The sequence below is a fragment of the Rahnella sp. BIGb0603 genome (genome assembly GCF_024808755.1).
Classification (GTDB): domain Bacteria; phylum Pseudomonadota; class Gammaproteobacteria; order Enterobacterales; family Enterobacteriaceae; genus Rahnella; species Rahnella contaminans.
In genome coordinates this window covers 85975-98967 of the sequence record NZ_JANUEX010000009.1, presented here as the reverse complement: position 1 = coordinate 98967, position 12993 = coordinate 85975, and the positions used below count along the sequence as shown (strand labels likewise).

Annotated in this window: 13 protein-coding genes; 8 read left to right on the top strand and 5 right to left on the bottom strand. The window is 55.9% G+C overall.

The window, feature by feature from the left end; all coding sequences use genetic code 11:
- Nucleotides 1-2: 2 nt before the first annotated feature.
- From M2403_RS20945 to M2403_RS20910, 8 genes are all read left to right on the top strand, one after another.
- The gene (locus M2403_RS20945) at nt 3-860 is read left to right on the top strand and encodes a triphosphoribosyl-dephospho-CoA synthase (protein WP_259230806.1); all 858 of its coding nucleotides are present in this window, start codon (nt 3-5) and stop codon (nt 858-860) included.
- A 44-nt stretch (nt 861-904) separates the two neighbouring features.
- Nucleotides 905-1207: a malonate decarboxylase subunit delta gene (locus M2403_RS20940; RefSeq protein WP_165060969.1), complete on the top strand. Its 303-nt coding sequence runs from the start codon at nt 905-907 to the stop codon at nt 1205-1207.
- Nucleotides 1197-2039, top strand: a complete 843-nt coding sequence (locus tag M2403_RS20935) for a biotin-independent malonate decarboxylase subunit beta (RefSeq protein WP_152327545.1) — start codon at nt 1197-1199, stop codon at nt 2037-2039. Before M2403_RS20940 ends, M2403_RS20935 begins: the two co-directional genes overlap by 11 nt.
- A complete protein-coding gene (gene mdcE, locus M2403_RS20930) occupies nt 2036-2851 on the top strand; it encodes a biotin-independent malonate decarboxylase subunit gamma (protein WP_217153784.1) in 816 nt (271 codons plus the stop codon). Before M2403_RS20935 ends, mdcE begins: the two co-directional genes overlap by 4 nt.
- 190 nt (nt 2852-3041) lie before the next feature.
- Nucleotides 3042-4004 (top strand): AEC family transporter, encoded by a 963-nt coding sequence (locus M2403_RS20925; protein WP_165060971.1) that lies wholly within the window; start codon nt 3042-3044, stop codon nt 4002-4004.
- A gap of 16 nt (nt 4005-4020) precedes the next feature.
- A complete protein-coding gene (locus M2403_RS20920; RefSeq protein ID WP_208950290.1) occupies nt 4021-4647 on the top strand; it encodes a malonate decarboxylase holo-ACP synthase in 627 nt (208 codons plus the stop codon).
- A gap of 27 nt (nt 4648-4674) precedes the next feature.
- Nucleotides 4675-5610: a malonate decarboxylase subunit epsilon gene (mdcH, locus tag M2403_RS20915; protein WP_259230803.1), complete on the top strand. Its 936-nt coding sequence runs from the start codon at nt 4675-4677 to the stop codon at nt 5608-5610.
- Nucleotides 5611-5703: 93 nt separating this feature from the next.
- The gene (locus tag M2403_RS20910) at nt 5704-6348 is read left to right on the top strand and encodes a hypothetical protein (RefSeq protein WP_152327540.1); all 645 of its coding nucleotides are present in this window, start codon (nt 5704-5706) and stop codon (nt 6346-6348) included.
- Here M2403_RS20910 and M2403_RS20905 read toward each other — a convergent pair.
- The 5 genes from M2403_RS20905 to M2403_RS20885 all read right to left on the bottom strand — a co-directional run bounded on the left by M2403_RS20905 (nt 6328) and on the right by M2403_RS20885 (nt 12984).
- A complete protein-coding gene (locus tag M2403_RS20905; protein ID WP_208950293.1) occupies nt 6328-7248 on the bottom strand; it encodes a LysR family transcriptional regulator in 921 nt (306 codons plus the stop codon). The two genes, M2403_RS20910 and M2403_RS20905, sit on opposite strands and share 21 nt — an antisense overlap.
- Before the next feature lie 111 nt (nt 7249-7359).
- Nucleotides 7360-7596, bottom strand: a complete 237-nt coding sequence (locus tag M2403_RS20900; protein ID WP_152327538.1) for a FeoC-like transcriptional regulator — start codon at nt 7594-7596, stop codon at nt 7360-7362.
- An 8-nt stretch (nt 7597-7604) separates the two neighbouring features.
- Complete coding sequence (gene feoB, locus M2403_RS20895) at nt 7605-9923, bottom strand: Fe(2+) transporter permease subunit FeoB (RefSeq protein ID WP_259230801.1); 2319 nt, start codon at nt 9921-9923, stop codon at nt 7605-7607.
- A gap of 93 nt (nt 9924-10016) precedes the next feature.
- Nucleotides 10017-10241 carry a ferrous iron transporter A gene (gene feoA, locus M2403_RS20890; protein WP_120509610.1) on the bottom strand — a complete coding sequence of 75 codons (225 nt, stop codon included), beginning with the start codon at nt 10239-10241 and terminating at the stop codon, nt 10017-10019.
- A 412-nt stretch (nt 10242-10653) separates the two neighbouring features.
- On the bottom strand, nt 10654-12984 hold the full coding sequence (locus M2403_RS20885) for a Tex family protein (RefSeq protein WP_152327535.1): 2331 nt from the start codon (nt 12982-12984) through the stop codon (nt 10654-10656).
- Between the last annotated feature and the right edge of the window lie 9 nt (nt 12985-12993).

The window sequence follows — 12993 nt, the reverse complement described above, 5'->3', positions numbered from 1 at the left end:
CGATGCCGCAAACTTTAACGATTGGCGCTGTACTGACAGCGGAAGAACTGGCCGAAAGGCTGGCAGAAACGGCGACGCAGGCGCTGATCGACGAAGCGCGGCTTAGCCCGAAACCGGGGCTGGTAGACAGCCGGAGTTCCGGCGCACATCAGGATTTAACGTTGGACCTGATGGTGCGTTCGGCGCGCAGCCTGACATCCACTTTCTATTTGCTGGCCTTACACAGCTGGCAGCGCCCGGCGGATATCGCCCTGCGTCAGGAAGTGGGCCGTTTAGGTCGTGCCGGTGAAGCACAGATGATGGCCGAAACCGGCGGAGTGAATACTCACCGGGGCGCTATCTGGGCGATGGGGTTGCTGGTCAGCGCCGTCGCCATGCAGCCGGAAGCTTTGCTGCCGCAAACTATTGCGCAGCGCGCTGCGAAAATTGCGGCGTTACCCGACGCTTTCAGCCCGAAAAAATTCAGTAAAGGTTCGCACGCCGTGCAGCGTTATCAGGTGCCGGGTGCCCGTGAAGAAGCACAAAGTGGTTTTCCGCACATTATTGAGCGGGCGCTGCCGCAGCTCCATCATAGCCGGACACGCGGTGCGGGCGAAAGCGAAGCACAGGTCGATGCCTTACTGGCGGTGATGACCACGCTTGCTGATACCTGTGTGCTGTCACGCGGCGGTTTGCCGGCGCTCCAAGCCATGCATCAGGGCGCGCGGGCGGTGCTGGAAGCCGGTGGCAGCAGCACAATGGCAGGCAAACAACGCTTGCGCCATCTGGAACAGCGGATGCTGGCCGATAACACGTCGCCCGGCGGTGCCGCCGATTTACTGGCTGCCACCCTGTTTCTCGACCGCGTCAGCGTGGCCTGACTGAACCGGATACGAATTAACTAACATCAGTACAAAGAGGTGTTATGGAACGTTTTGAATTTAACTACCCGGCGGCAAAAGCGCTGCCAGGCCGCGCAGAAGCTGGCGTGGTGGGTTCCGGCGATTTAGAAGCGCTGTATGAACCAAAAGCAGCAACTGAGCTGAAAATTATTGTCACAACCTCCGTCGATGGCAGCCACAGCCTGTGGCAGCACTTTTTCGACCGTCTGAACGCACTGCGTGAATTACCGGCAGGCCGTCTGGACATTAATGATTTTGGCGCCACACCAGGGGTTGCCCGTCTGCGTATCGAACAGGTCTTTGAGGAGGCTGAAAATGCCAACTGATACTGATCAGAGCTTTATCGAACTGAGCGCCCGTCAGCGCGCCCGCAAACTGCTGGACGCCGGGACTTTCCGCGAACTGCTCGGGCCGTTCGAACGCGTGATGTCTCCGTGGCTGGAACCGCAGGGCATTGTTCCGCAGGCCGACGACGGCATGGTGGTGGCGAAGGGCCAGATTAACGGTCAGCCCGCGGTGGTGGTCGCCATTGAAGGGAGTTTCCAGGGCGGCAGTATGGGCGAAGTGTCCGGTGCCAAAATGGCCGCTGCGCTGGAACTGGCCGCAGAAGATAACCGCAACGGCATTCCGACGCAGGCGGTTCTGCTGCTCGAAACCGGCGGTGTGCGTTTACAGGAAGCCAACCTGGGGCTGGCGGCGATCGCGGATATTCACGCTGCAATTGTCGATTTACGCCGCTATACGCCGGTGATTGGCGTGGTGGCCGGTACCGTCGGTTGCTTTGGCGGGATGTCGATTGCCGCTGCGCTGTGTAGTTATCTGATTGTGACCCGCGAAGCCCGTCTGGGACTGAACGGTCCGCAGGTTATCGAGCAGGAAGCCGGTATCGATGAATACGATTCCCGCGACCGTCCGTTTATCTGGAGCATGACCGGTGGCGAAGTGCGCTATCACAGCGGCTTTGTCGATGCGCTGGTGAAAGATTCTCTCGCTGAGGTGAAATCCAGCGTACTGGGCTTCATCAAAAAAGGCGTTCCGGCCACACATCGTTCTGATAATTATGATTATTACCTGCCAAAACTGACCGGTTTTGACACCGCGCAGCAGGCCAGCCGTGAAGTGACGGAAGCCCTGTTTAACCGGGAGGATCGCGCATGAGCACTTTCAATAACAACGTCGTCAGCCGGGGTGATTACTGGTTTGCCGAACTGACCAAAGAGGCTACTCCGGTCAGCGGTCTTTGCCCTTCGGTGAAAGCCGCCGATGGCAAACTCAACGATCAGGCTGTCCGTTTCATTACGGTCGTGCCGGATAAAAATAATCAGTATCCGCGCGCAGCGGGCGGTGAAGTCGGTCTGCTGGAAGGCTGGACGCTGGCAAAAGTCGTTAACGACGCCATTGCCGCTGATGCGAACTCCGACACCAAACGCGCCATCGTGGCAGTGATTGATGTGCCAAGTCAGGCTTATGGCCGTCGCGAAGAAGCGTTTGGTATTCATCAGGCGCTGGCCGGTGCCGCAGGCGCTTACGCCAAAGCCCGTCTGGCCGGACATCCGGTGGTCGGTCTGATTGTGGGTAAAGCGATGTCTGGTGCGTTTCTGGCGCACGGTTATCAGGCCAACAAGCTGATCGCCTTCAAAAACAACGGCGTCATGATCCATGCGATGGGGAAAGAATCCGCCGCACGCATCACGTTACGCTCTGTGGATGCGCTGGAAAAACTGGCCGCAACCATCCCGCCGATGGCTTATGACATCGAAAACTACGCCACTCTGGGGCTGCTGTCGCAATTACTCGACATCGCAAACCCGGATAGTGCAACGCCCGACGACATCACCAGCGTACAAAACGCTGTCTGGCAGAACATCCAGGACGCCCGCAAAGAAGGCGTTAGCCTCAGCAACCGTCTGGGTGCAGAAAACCGCGCAAGTTCGCAGCGCGTTCGCCAGCTGATGCGTCAGGAATGGTAATTCATTAACAAAACTTTCAGTCTCAACCGGTAACGCACCTGCAAACAGCGTGACGCAGCCGCATTGCGGGTTCCGCCCTGACATTTTGGTCAGGGCGAGGATCTGCTGTTGTCTGCAACTGGACTGTCATACTTAAAAAAACATCGCACCGGCGCCGACTGAGCATTCAATTTGCCTCAGGAAAAACGCTATGACTTACGTAATATTGCACGCGCTTGCCCCTATTTTCGTCATCATGATCCTCGGTTTTTATGCCGGGAAAGCGAAAATGGTGGATAACCAGAACGTCTCTTTACTGAATATATTTGTGATGGATTTTGCTTTACCCGCTGCGTTGTTTGCAGCGACCGTACAAACGCCGTGGTCCGGCATTGTCGAACAGTCACCGCTGATTCTGGTGCTGGTGCTGGCGATGTGGATCACCTATGCGGCGATTTATTTTGTGTGCACCAAAGTGTTCAAGAAATCTCCGCAGGATGCTGCTGTCCTGACGCTGACCGTCGCACTGCCAAACTATGCGGCGCTCGGTTTGCCTATCCTGAGCAGCGTGATGGGCGACGCGCCGTCAACTTCACTGTCCGTCGCGGTCTCTATTGCCTGCGGTTCCGTGCTGATGACACCGTTCTGCCTGCTGATTCTGGAACGTGAAAAAGCGCGTCTGAGCGGCGAAAATCAGGGTTCATCTCTGGCACTGTTGCCGGTTCTGATGTGGCGTTCAGTGAAGAAACCGATCGTCTGGGCACCGCTTCTGGGTGTGATTCTGGCGGCATTTGGCATTAAAATGCCGGAAATTTTCCTGGCATCAATCAAACCGCTGGGCCTGTCAGCGACCGCGTCTGCGCTGTTCCTGACCGGTGTTATCCTGTCAGCCCGTAAGCTGAAAATTAACGGTCCGGTGTTGTTGTCCTGCGTCGCGAAAAACCTGGTTCAGCCGTTTATCGCCTGGGGTCTGGTTCTGGCGTTCGGCCTGAGTGGTCAGGTGGCGGTGACCGCAATCCTGATGATTGCGCTGTCTGCCGGTTTCTTCGGTATCGTGTTCGGCAACCGTTTCGGCGTTCAGTCTCCGGATGCAGAAGCTTCACTGCTGATCAGTTCCGTGTTGTGTATCGTGACATTGCCGCTGTTTATTTCCCTGACAGCCGCGCTTCACTAAGCATAAAGGAGTGAATATGTGTGACCCGCGTGCCCATGATTTTGTCTGGATAAGCGACCGTTCAGCGCTGCAAAACGACGACACGTTACCCGCGTGGGTAAACACCGGCTGGCGCACGTCGCTGCCGCTGGTGGTGCGTCGTGATATGCGTGCTGATGGTGCTGTTCCGGTGGGTATTCGCGGCATGGCACGTATTCAGCGCGCCGCCGCCTGGGTTGACCCGGCGGCGGTGGTTCGGGTTGTCACGCCCGAATCGCTGGTCAGCGACGTTAACGTTTTACTGCATTCGCCGTTTGTTTCACAGCAACCGGTGCAGGCGCTGATCACGTTAAGCAGCCTGAAACTTCCTTTCCCGTGGGGCGTGACCGGCAGCTGTGCCTACGCGCTGGTCAGTGATCTGCCGGTGATGCACGCTGACAGCGATCTGGATTTGCTGGTGCGTTGCGACACACCGGTGGACGCCTCCCGGTTCTCTGATTTTTTCGACCAGCTTCAGCGGCTGCCTTGCCGCGCCGATGTCCAGATTAATACACCTCAGGGTGGATTTGCCCTCAGCGAATGGCTGCGGGGTGGCGAGGTGATGCTGAAAACAGCATCAGGCCCGCGACGGGTGCGTGACCCGTGGCAACTGTCAGCCGACTGAACCCGGCCAAAAGAAGCAAGGAGCACGATGAAGATCCTATTTACCTTCCCCGGACAGGGGCCGCAGGTGCCGCAAATGCTGCACCGTTTGCCGGATAGTTCGCTCACGCATTCCCTCATTGAACAGGCCAGCAATGCGCTTGCCGAAGATGTTCTGCTGCTCGATACCGCAGAGGCTTTACGTTCAACCCGCGCGGTTCAGCTGAGTTTGCTGATTGCCGGTGTGGTCTGGGCGAAGCAGTGTCAGGCCGAAGGTATTGAGGCAGATTTTTGCAGCGGACTGTCGATTGGCGCATTCCCCGCCGCGGTGATTGCCGGTGCGCTCGGTTTTGAGGATGCCGTCCGGCTGGTCGCCCTGCGTGGTGAACTGATGCAGCAGGCTTATCCGCAGGGCTTTGGCCTTTCCGCCATTACCGGTTTGCAGCAAAGCCAGATTGAAGCGCTGGTAGCGCAGGTCAACAGCGCCGAATCCCCGGTATATCTCGCCAATATCAATGCCGAAGACCAGCTGGTGATTGCTGGTCGTGACGACGCGATGGCGCAGGTTATGCAGCTCGCCAAAGGGCTCGGCGCGCAGAAAACCCATCAGCTGGCAGTCAGCGTGCCGTCGCATTGTGCGCTGCTGGAGGAACCGGCGGCTAAGCTGGTCGAGGCGTTTAAAGAGATTCATATTTCCCGCCCGACCTGCGGTTATCTCAGCGGAACGACCGGGCGCGTGTACTGGCAGCCGGAAAAAATTGCCGACGATCTGGCGATGAATATGGCGCGTACCGTGAACTGGCGTGATGCCATGGTTGCGGCTTATCAGCGCGATGTGCGGCTGGCGATTGAAATGCCGCCGGGCGCAGTGCTGACTGGCCTCACCCGACGCGCGATGGAGCAGGGCGAGGCGCTGTCTTTGTGCCAGTCAGGGATGCAGGTTGCGGGACGTCTCGCAGCGCGGCTGCGCGAAAACGAACGCTGATTAAAGGCATGATAGGTTGGGGGGGAAACGCGTTGCGCTGTTTGATAATTGCGCAGCGTGCTAATGTCTAACCACTCTGAACGAAGGGATATCATGCCAGTTTTAATTCGCGGGGATTCGCAAATGATCGTGCTTGAAAGATCGTACAGTCCGGCCACTCTGGCCAGACGGTTTGAAGTCATTGATGAAATACGTTTCAACAACATAGATATGTTGGTCATCTATGATGAAAAAATTCCATTTATCGCCATTGCCGAAGCACAAACCAGAACCGATAACCGGGGGGAAAACCGACACCATGTGGTGGCTACTCTGGAACTTGCCCGCAGGGAAAATAGCGATGAAATGCTCGAGGTGCGTCAGTTTTGGGAAGACGACAAAGCGTTTCAGGTGGAAGGTGTGGTGGTTAACTCCGGAATGCGCGATTACCGTTTAGCGACATTGCTGTATGAAACGCTGGTGGTAAAAAAGCATCTTACATTGATGAGTGATAACGATCATTACACCGGGGGTCGCGCCCTGTGGAAGCGTCTTGCTCAGGATTCAGCCGGATTATTGGTTTTCATACTCGATACAGAGAAAGGGCAATTTTACCCTTATGACGGTTCGAAAATGCGTTATGACGGCGTGAGCATTCCGGAATCTGCCATCTGGAGTTCCCATCCGGATCAAACGCACTGGCCGGTCGTGTTGATTGCGCAAAACAACAAGCGTCTGTCAGCGCTTTCTGCTCGCTAGCGCGTACATCCGGCTTTCAGCGGCGAGGGCGAGAAGATTAGGATCGTGCTCGCGGCTGTGCGGGAAGACCAGCGAAATGGTCTGACGCATCTGATAGGCTTCAGCCAGCGGCAGGAGTTTCACCGTATTTTCATACACACCTTTCATTCTGCCGGGAATGAGCGTGTAGCCAACACCCGCCTGTACCAGACTCAGCATTGAAAAAATATCGTTTACCCGTGTGACAATGTCCGGCTCAAAACCGGCGACCTGAAAGGCTTCCTGAAAGCCGTGGTAAGTGGCGAATCCTTCGGCCAGGGAAACGAATTTTTTCTGCTTAAAATCGCGCAAATCAGCCGTGCCTTCGCAGGCCAGTTCTGCGCTGGCAGGGGCGGCGAGGAAAATATCGTCCTGAAACAACGGCAGCTGATCGTAGCGCTGGGCATCCACGCTCGAATCACTGGTCGAAATCAGAATGGCATCCAGCAGGCCGTCTTCCAGCTTTTGCAGCAAATCATTATTGGAGCCCATCACCAGTTCCAGTTCAAGCTCCGGTCTGCGCAGTTTCAGCCCCATGATCAGGCGCGGGATGGTTTCCAGCGTCAGCGAATACAGCGTGCCGACTTTCAGACGTTTATCGCCAAAACCCGCGGCGCGCTGCGTGGCCTGAATGCCGTGTTCCATCTGCTCAATCACCTGCGTGGCATGTTCCAGTAACGCTTCGGCGGCGGGCAGCGGCAACAGATTACGTCCGCGATGGATAAACAACGGGCAGCGCAAACCTTCCTCCAGAGAATGCAGGGCGCGATGCACACTGACGCTGCTCAGGCCGAGTTGTTCGGCTGCGCGGGTGATGTTCTGCTTTTCCATGTAAGCGAGGAAAATTTCAAGTTTACGGAAGGTGATTTCACTGTCGATCATGCAGGCTCCTGCGGCGCTTTGATGGCCGTTGTGGCCTGCCGATGATAACTGAATAGCCGCAGCGCGACTATTCAGTAAGGGCGAAAGCCCGGTGTCAGAGGACGACGTGTCTTAATTAATGAGCGTATAGGAAACCGTCAGGCATTTTTTGCCGTCGGCGCAGCTTTTACAACTGCCGCTCAGACAGCTGTCATCGGCTTCGATGGCTTCCGCTTTTCGCATCGCCACCAACCGTTCGAGCATGGCCTGCACCAGCGGCCGCGGCGCGTTGAGTAGCTGGCTAAGCTGGCGGGCATCTGCCCGGCCAGCCAGTGCGAGAGAATCACGAACCTCAATCAGCGTAGTCATCGTATCTCCTAGTGGCAGTCGTTGCCGGTCGCCGGTTCGCAACAGGCCGCAACATTACGCGGCTGCAAATGAACGCTGACACGGCTGCGAGCTTTGCGCAGGCAGGTAAGAACGATAGCGTTAAACAGCAAAACGATAAGTATAACGCCCGAACTGTACGCCGGATGGTTGCTGAAAGTAGCCACCTGATAGAACAGGGTCGCCAGGGAATACGCCACGTTCAGTCCCCAGAAGATTGAGAACGTCATCCAGCTGCGGCTGGTTTCGCGGGCAATCGCGCCCATGACCGACACGCAAGGCACGTACAGCAGCACGAAAATCAGATAGCTGTAAGCCGAAATGGCGGTACCAAATTTTGTGCTCATCACGCCCATCGAACTGACACCCATTTCTCCGTCGCCTTTACTGGCTTCGATCGGGTTAGAAAGCACGCTGACGCTGAAGGTGTCTTTCAGGCCCTGCCACGTTTCGTTCACGGCACCCCCGAGTTCAGCGAGCAGATGGAAGTTTGCTGCGTCGAATTCCTCATTGTGGATATGTTCTGCGGTGTACAGCGTATTGAGCGTACCGACGACCACTTCTTTCGCCATCGCGCCGGTCACCAGGCCAACCGTCGCCTGCCAGTTATCGGCGTGCACGCCCATCGGTGCCAGCACCGGCGTCAGCACTTTACTGACCGAAGCCAGCGCGGAGTCATTGATGTTATCCACCGCCTGACCGCTGAAAGAGAAGCTGTTTAGTGCGCCGATAAAAATACTCGCAATCACAATGACTTTACCGGCGCGCAGCACGAAACCTTTCAGACGCTGCCAGGTTTGCAGTAACAGACTTTTCAGATGGGGAACGTGATACACCGGCAGTTCCATGACAAACGGCGACGCTTCACCGCGCATGATGGTGTATTTGAGCAGCAGGCCGGTGAGGATGGCGACGACAATACCCAGCAGATACAGTGAGAAGACGACGGACGCGCCGTCCTGCCCGAAGAACGCCGCAGAGAACACGGCGAAAATTGCCAGTCGTGCGCCACAGGACATAAACGGCGCCATCATGACGGTGATCAGACGTTCGCGGGGCGCATCCAGCGTACGGGCACCCATAATGGACGGCACGTTACAGCCGAAACCGACAATCAGCGGCACGAAAGATTTACCCGGCAGGCCAAGCGACTGCATCAGGCGGTCCATCACAAACGCTGCGCGGGCCATATAACCTGAGTCTTCAAGGAAGGAAAGGAACAGATACATCATGCCGATTTGCGGCACCAGCGGGAGCACGGTGTTGATACCACCACCGACGCCCTGAGCAAGGAAAATGGTCAGCCACTGCGGGAAGTGCAGGGTGAAGCCCACCCATTGCATCCCCTGAATGAAAATTGCTGCGGAGCCGATGTCGAAAATCGGTTGCAACGCGCCGCCGATATTAATCGCCAGCACGAACATCAGGTACATCACCAGCAGGAAGATGGGTACACCGAGGAAACGGTTGAGGATCACGCGATCCAACACCTGCGTCAGTTTGTTGGGCGCGGTGAGGTGCGAGTTACTGACGTCCGCGCACAGCGACGCAATGCTCTGATAGCGCGCGTCAGCAATCAGCAGCGCCGGATCTTCCAGCTTTTGCTCCGCCAGACGGGCTTTCACCTGCGGCAATAATCCCTGTGCATTACCTGCGTGCGTCTGGCTGTAAATATCCCCTTCGAGGATTTGCAAAGCCAGCCAGCGACGCTGTTGCAGCGCCATGTCCTGCGGCATTTCTGCGGCCAGCACGTCCACTTCCTGTTGCAGCACCGGATGATATTTCACGCGTTCAAGCTTTGCCACTTGCGGCAATGCGTCGATGGCGGCTTTCAGTTCTTTGATACCACTGGCGCGGGTAGAAACCAAAGCAATAACCGGACAGCCAAGGCGTGCAGACAGCGCCGGGATATCAATATTGATGTTCTGGATTTTGGCGATGTCGAGCATGTTCAGTGCGACGATGCAGGGCACACCCAGCTCGAGAAGTTGCAGTGTCAGGTATAAATTGCGCTCAAGGTTTGAGGCATCCACGACGTTAATCATCAGATCCGCGTCGCCGCTCAGAATGTAATGGCAGGCAATTTGCTCATCGAGCGAGGTTTGTTCGGAAATGGTGGTCAGCGAATAGGTACCGGGCAAATCGACCAGCGTAATCTGGTGATCTGCGGTGGCGAACTGGCCTTCTTTACGTTCGACGGTGACACCAGCCCAGTTCCCGACACGCTGGCGTGAACCGGTTAACTGGTTGAAAAGAGTCGTTTTACCTGAGTTTGGATTTCCAATCAGGCCAATAGTCAGTGCTTTCATACGTTCAGATCTACGTGTGAGAAAGGGAAAAAACGCGGAAAACCTTCAGAGGCCGCGCTAAACAATCTTGCAAAAAGCATTCATCAGTAAAAATCAGGCCAGCATCTCAAGCTTGAGCAGGTCGAGGTCTTTTTTGCGCACGACCAGACTGGTGCGGCGGGTTTCGATTTGCACCGGATCGCCCATCGGCGCTACGCGGATGATGTTGAAGAATGACCCCGGAAGCATACCGAGAGACAGCAGTTTCTGACGATAAGCCGGGCTGATTTCATGAGAAAAGCCGGTGATTTTGTAAGCACGTTTTGATTGAAGTTGCATAGTTCCTCGCGAAGCGTTCAGGCATTTATGGGGCCGCGTGACAAATGTTACGCCGCGCTTCCATGCCCGTTGATCTCACTTAACTGCGATTATTGTGGCAAAAAGAATTGCTCAGAAATTGTCCCTGGTGCGAAATTGCCAGCCTTTGGCTGACGGCGTATTGAATACGCAAAGAAGTACAAACGAGAATAGTTATCATAATTAGTACGCATGTGGAGACAAAAGAAAAGAGGTTGACCTCTTCACGGGTATCTCCACCGCGAGGCTATGCTATGCCTGTGGGACATCTGTTTTATTGATTTACCTCAGTGATTGATTCATTAGGATTGAGTTTAAAAAGTGTCGAAAAAAGATACATAAAAAAAGCCGCTGGTTATCAGCGGCTTTCGTTTGATAGGTGAAAAGGTAGAAATTAGCGTTTTTTACCCATCGCGGCGGCCAGCGCATCGGCCATCGCATTATTGCCCGCTGGCGCGGCATTGCGGCCCGCCGGTTTGTTGGGTGTATGACGTTTCTGATTGTCGCGTGACTCTGAAGCTGGCGCGGCAGAACGGCGTGCAGGCGCTTCACCCGGTTGTTCGTCCAGACGCATGGTCAGCGCGATACGTTTGCGCTGCAAATCAACTTCCATCACTTTGACTTTAACGATATCGCCGGCTTTCACCACGGTGTGCGGATCTTCGACGAATTTGTTCGCCAGTGAAGAAATGTGTACCAGTCCGTCCTGATGAACGCCGATATCCACGAACGCACCGAAGTTGGTGACGTTAGTGACCGAGCCTTCAAGGATCATGCCCGGCATCAGGTCATTCATGGTTTCCACGCCATCGGCAAAGGTCGCGGTTTTGAACTCAGGACGCGGATCGTGCCCCGGTTTTTCCAGCTCTTTGATGATGTCAGTAACGGTCGGTACGCCGAACTGCTCGTCAGTGAATTCGCTGGCTTTCAGGCTGCGCAGCACATTCGAATCGCCCATCAGCTCTTTCAGCGCCAGCTGCGTCGCCGCCAGAATCCTTTCGACCACCGGATAGGTTTCCGGGTGAACCGTTGAAGCGTCCAGCGGGTTATCGCCGTGGTTAATACGCAGGAAGCCCGCGCACTGTTCGAAGGCTTTTGGCCCCAGACGGCTGACTTTCAGCAGTTGTTCACGGTTGCGGAACTGACCGTTTTCGTCGCGCCAGTTAACGATATTCTGCGCCATCATGCGGGTCAGACCGGCCACGCGGGTCAGCAGTGGAACGGACGCCGTATTGAGATCCACGCCCACCGCGTTCACGCAGTCTTCGACCACGGTATCGAGTTTTTTCGCCAGCAGGCTCTGGCTGACGTCGTGCTGATACTGGCCGACACCAATGGATTTCGGGTCGATTTTCACCAGTTCCGCCAGCGGATCCTGCAACCGGCGCGCGATAGAAACTGCGCCACGGATGGAAACATCCAGATCCGGGAATTCCAGCGCCGCCAGTTCGGAAGCGGAATACACCGACGCACCGGCTTCACTCACAATCACTTTCTGCGCTTTTACCGCCGGGAACTGTTTTTGCAGCTCGAGGAAGAAACGCTCAGTCTCGCGGGAAGCGGTACCGTTACCGATAGCCACCAGTTCGACATTATGTTTGATGCACAGCGCAGCAACCTGTTGTGCCGCTTTCGCTGCCTGACCGGTATGGGGATAAACGGTATCGATATCCACCAGTTTGCCGGTGTTATCCACAACGGCGACTTTCACACCGGTACGTAAACCCGGATCGAGGCCCATGGTGGCGCGCATTCCGGCCGGTGCGGCCATCAGCAAATCATGCATATTGCGGGCGAAAACGTTAATCGCTTCATCTTCGGCGCGTTCACGCACTGTGCCCATCAGCTCGGTTTCGAGGTGCAGCAGCACTTTGATGCGCCACGTCCAGTTCACCACCGCGCGACGCCAGACGTCGGCAGGCGCGTTGTTTAGCCGCAGGCCAAGATGGTCGATAATAATTTGTTCGGCGTAACTTTCTTTCGGCGGTTCGTCATGCTGCGGATCGGCATTCAGCGCCAGCTGTAAGACGCCTTCGTTGCGGCCGCGGAACATGGCCAGCGCACGGTGGGAAGGCACCTGAGAAATCGGCTCGTGGTGATCGAAGTAATCGCGAAATTTCGCGCCTTCCTGCTCTTTGCCATCGACCATGCGGGAGGTCAGATGAGCGTTTTTCCACAGGTAATCACGGACTTTCGCCAGCAGTGACGCATCTTCAGCGAAACGCTCCATCAGAATGTAGCGGGCGCCATCGAGCGCTGCTTTGGTATCGGCGACGCCTTTTTCGGCATCAACAAATTTAGCGGCGGTGGTTTCCGGCTCGTTCTGCGGTTCATTCCACAGCAGATCGGCCAGCGGTTCCAGCCCCGCTTCGATAGCGATTTGTCCACGCGTGCGGCGCTTCGGTTTGAATGGCAGATACAGGTCTTCCAGTTCGGTTTTGCTCAGCGTGGTATTAATGGCTTTTGCCAAATCGTCGCTGAGTTTGCCCTGATCTTCGATGGATTTGAGAATGGTCTGGCGGCGGTCTTCCAGCTCACGCAGATATCCCAGACGTGTGTCTAACTGACGCAACTGGGTATCATCCAACCCACCGGTGACTTCCTTACGATACCGCGCAATAAAGGGCACGGTATTACCTTCATCCAGCAGACGCACCACGGAAGCAACCTGCTCCGGGCGAACCTGCAATTCACTTGCGATAATGCGGCTCAGTTGATCATTCATAGGTCTGGT

Excerpts from the sequence above, each read along its gene's own strand:
- M2403_RS20905 (WP_208950293.1), bottom strand. The coding sequence starts at position 7,248 with ATGATCGACAGTGAAATCACCTTCCGTAAACTTGAAATTTTCCTCGCT.
- mdcH (WP_259230803.1), top strand. The coding sequence starts at position 4,675 with ATGAAGATCCTATTTACCTTCCCCGGACAGGGGCCGCAGGTGCCGCAA.
- M2403_RS20910 (WP_152327540.1), top strand. The coding sequence starts at position 5,704 with ATGCCAGTTTTAATTCGCGGGGATTCGCAAATGATCGTGCTTGAAAGA.
- feoB (WP_259230801.1), bottom strand. The coding sequence starts at position 9,923 with ATGAAAGCACTGACTATTGGCCTGATTGGAAATCCAAACTCAGGTAAA.
- M2403_RS20925 (WP_165060971.1), top strand. The coding sequence starts at position 3,042 with ATGACTTACGTAATATTGCACGCGCTTGCCCCTATTTTCGTCATCATG.
- M2403_RS20940 (WP_165060969.1), top strand. The coding sequence starts at position 905 with ATGGAACGTTTTGAATTTAACTACCCGGCGGCAAAAGCGCTGCCAGGC.
- mdcE (WP_217153784.1), top strand. The coding sequence starts at position 2,036 with ATGAGCACTTTCAATAACAACGTCGTCAGCCGGGGTGATTACTGGTTT.
- feoA (WP_120509610.1), bottom strand. The coding sequence starts at position 10,241 with ATGCAACTTCAATCAAAACGTGCTTACAAAATCACCGGCTTTTCTCAT.
- M2403_RS20920 (WP_208950290.1), top strand. The coding sequence starts at position 4,021 with ATGTGTGACCCGCGTGCCCATGATTTTGTCTGGATAAGCGACCGTTCA.
- M2403_RS20885 (WP_152327535.1), bottom strand. The coding sequence starts at position 12,984 with ATGAATGATCAACTGAGCCGCATTATCGCAAGTGAATTGCAGGTTCGC.
- M2403_RS20945 (WP_259230806.1), top strand. The coding sequence starts at position 3 with ATGCCGCAAACTTTAACGATTGGCGCTGTACTGACAGCGGAAGAACTG.
- M2403_RS20935 (WP_152327545.1), top strand. The coding sequence starts at position 1,197 with ATGCCAACTGATACTGATCAGAGCTTTATCGAACTGAGCGCCCGTCAG.
- M2403_RS20900 (WP_152327538.1), bottom strand. The coding sequence starts at position 7,596 with ATGACTACGCTGATTGAGGTTCGTGATTCTCTCGCACTGGCTGGCCGG.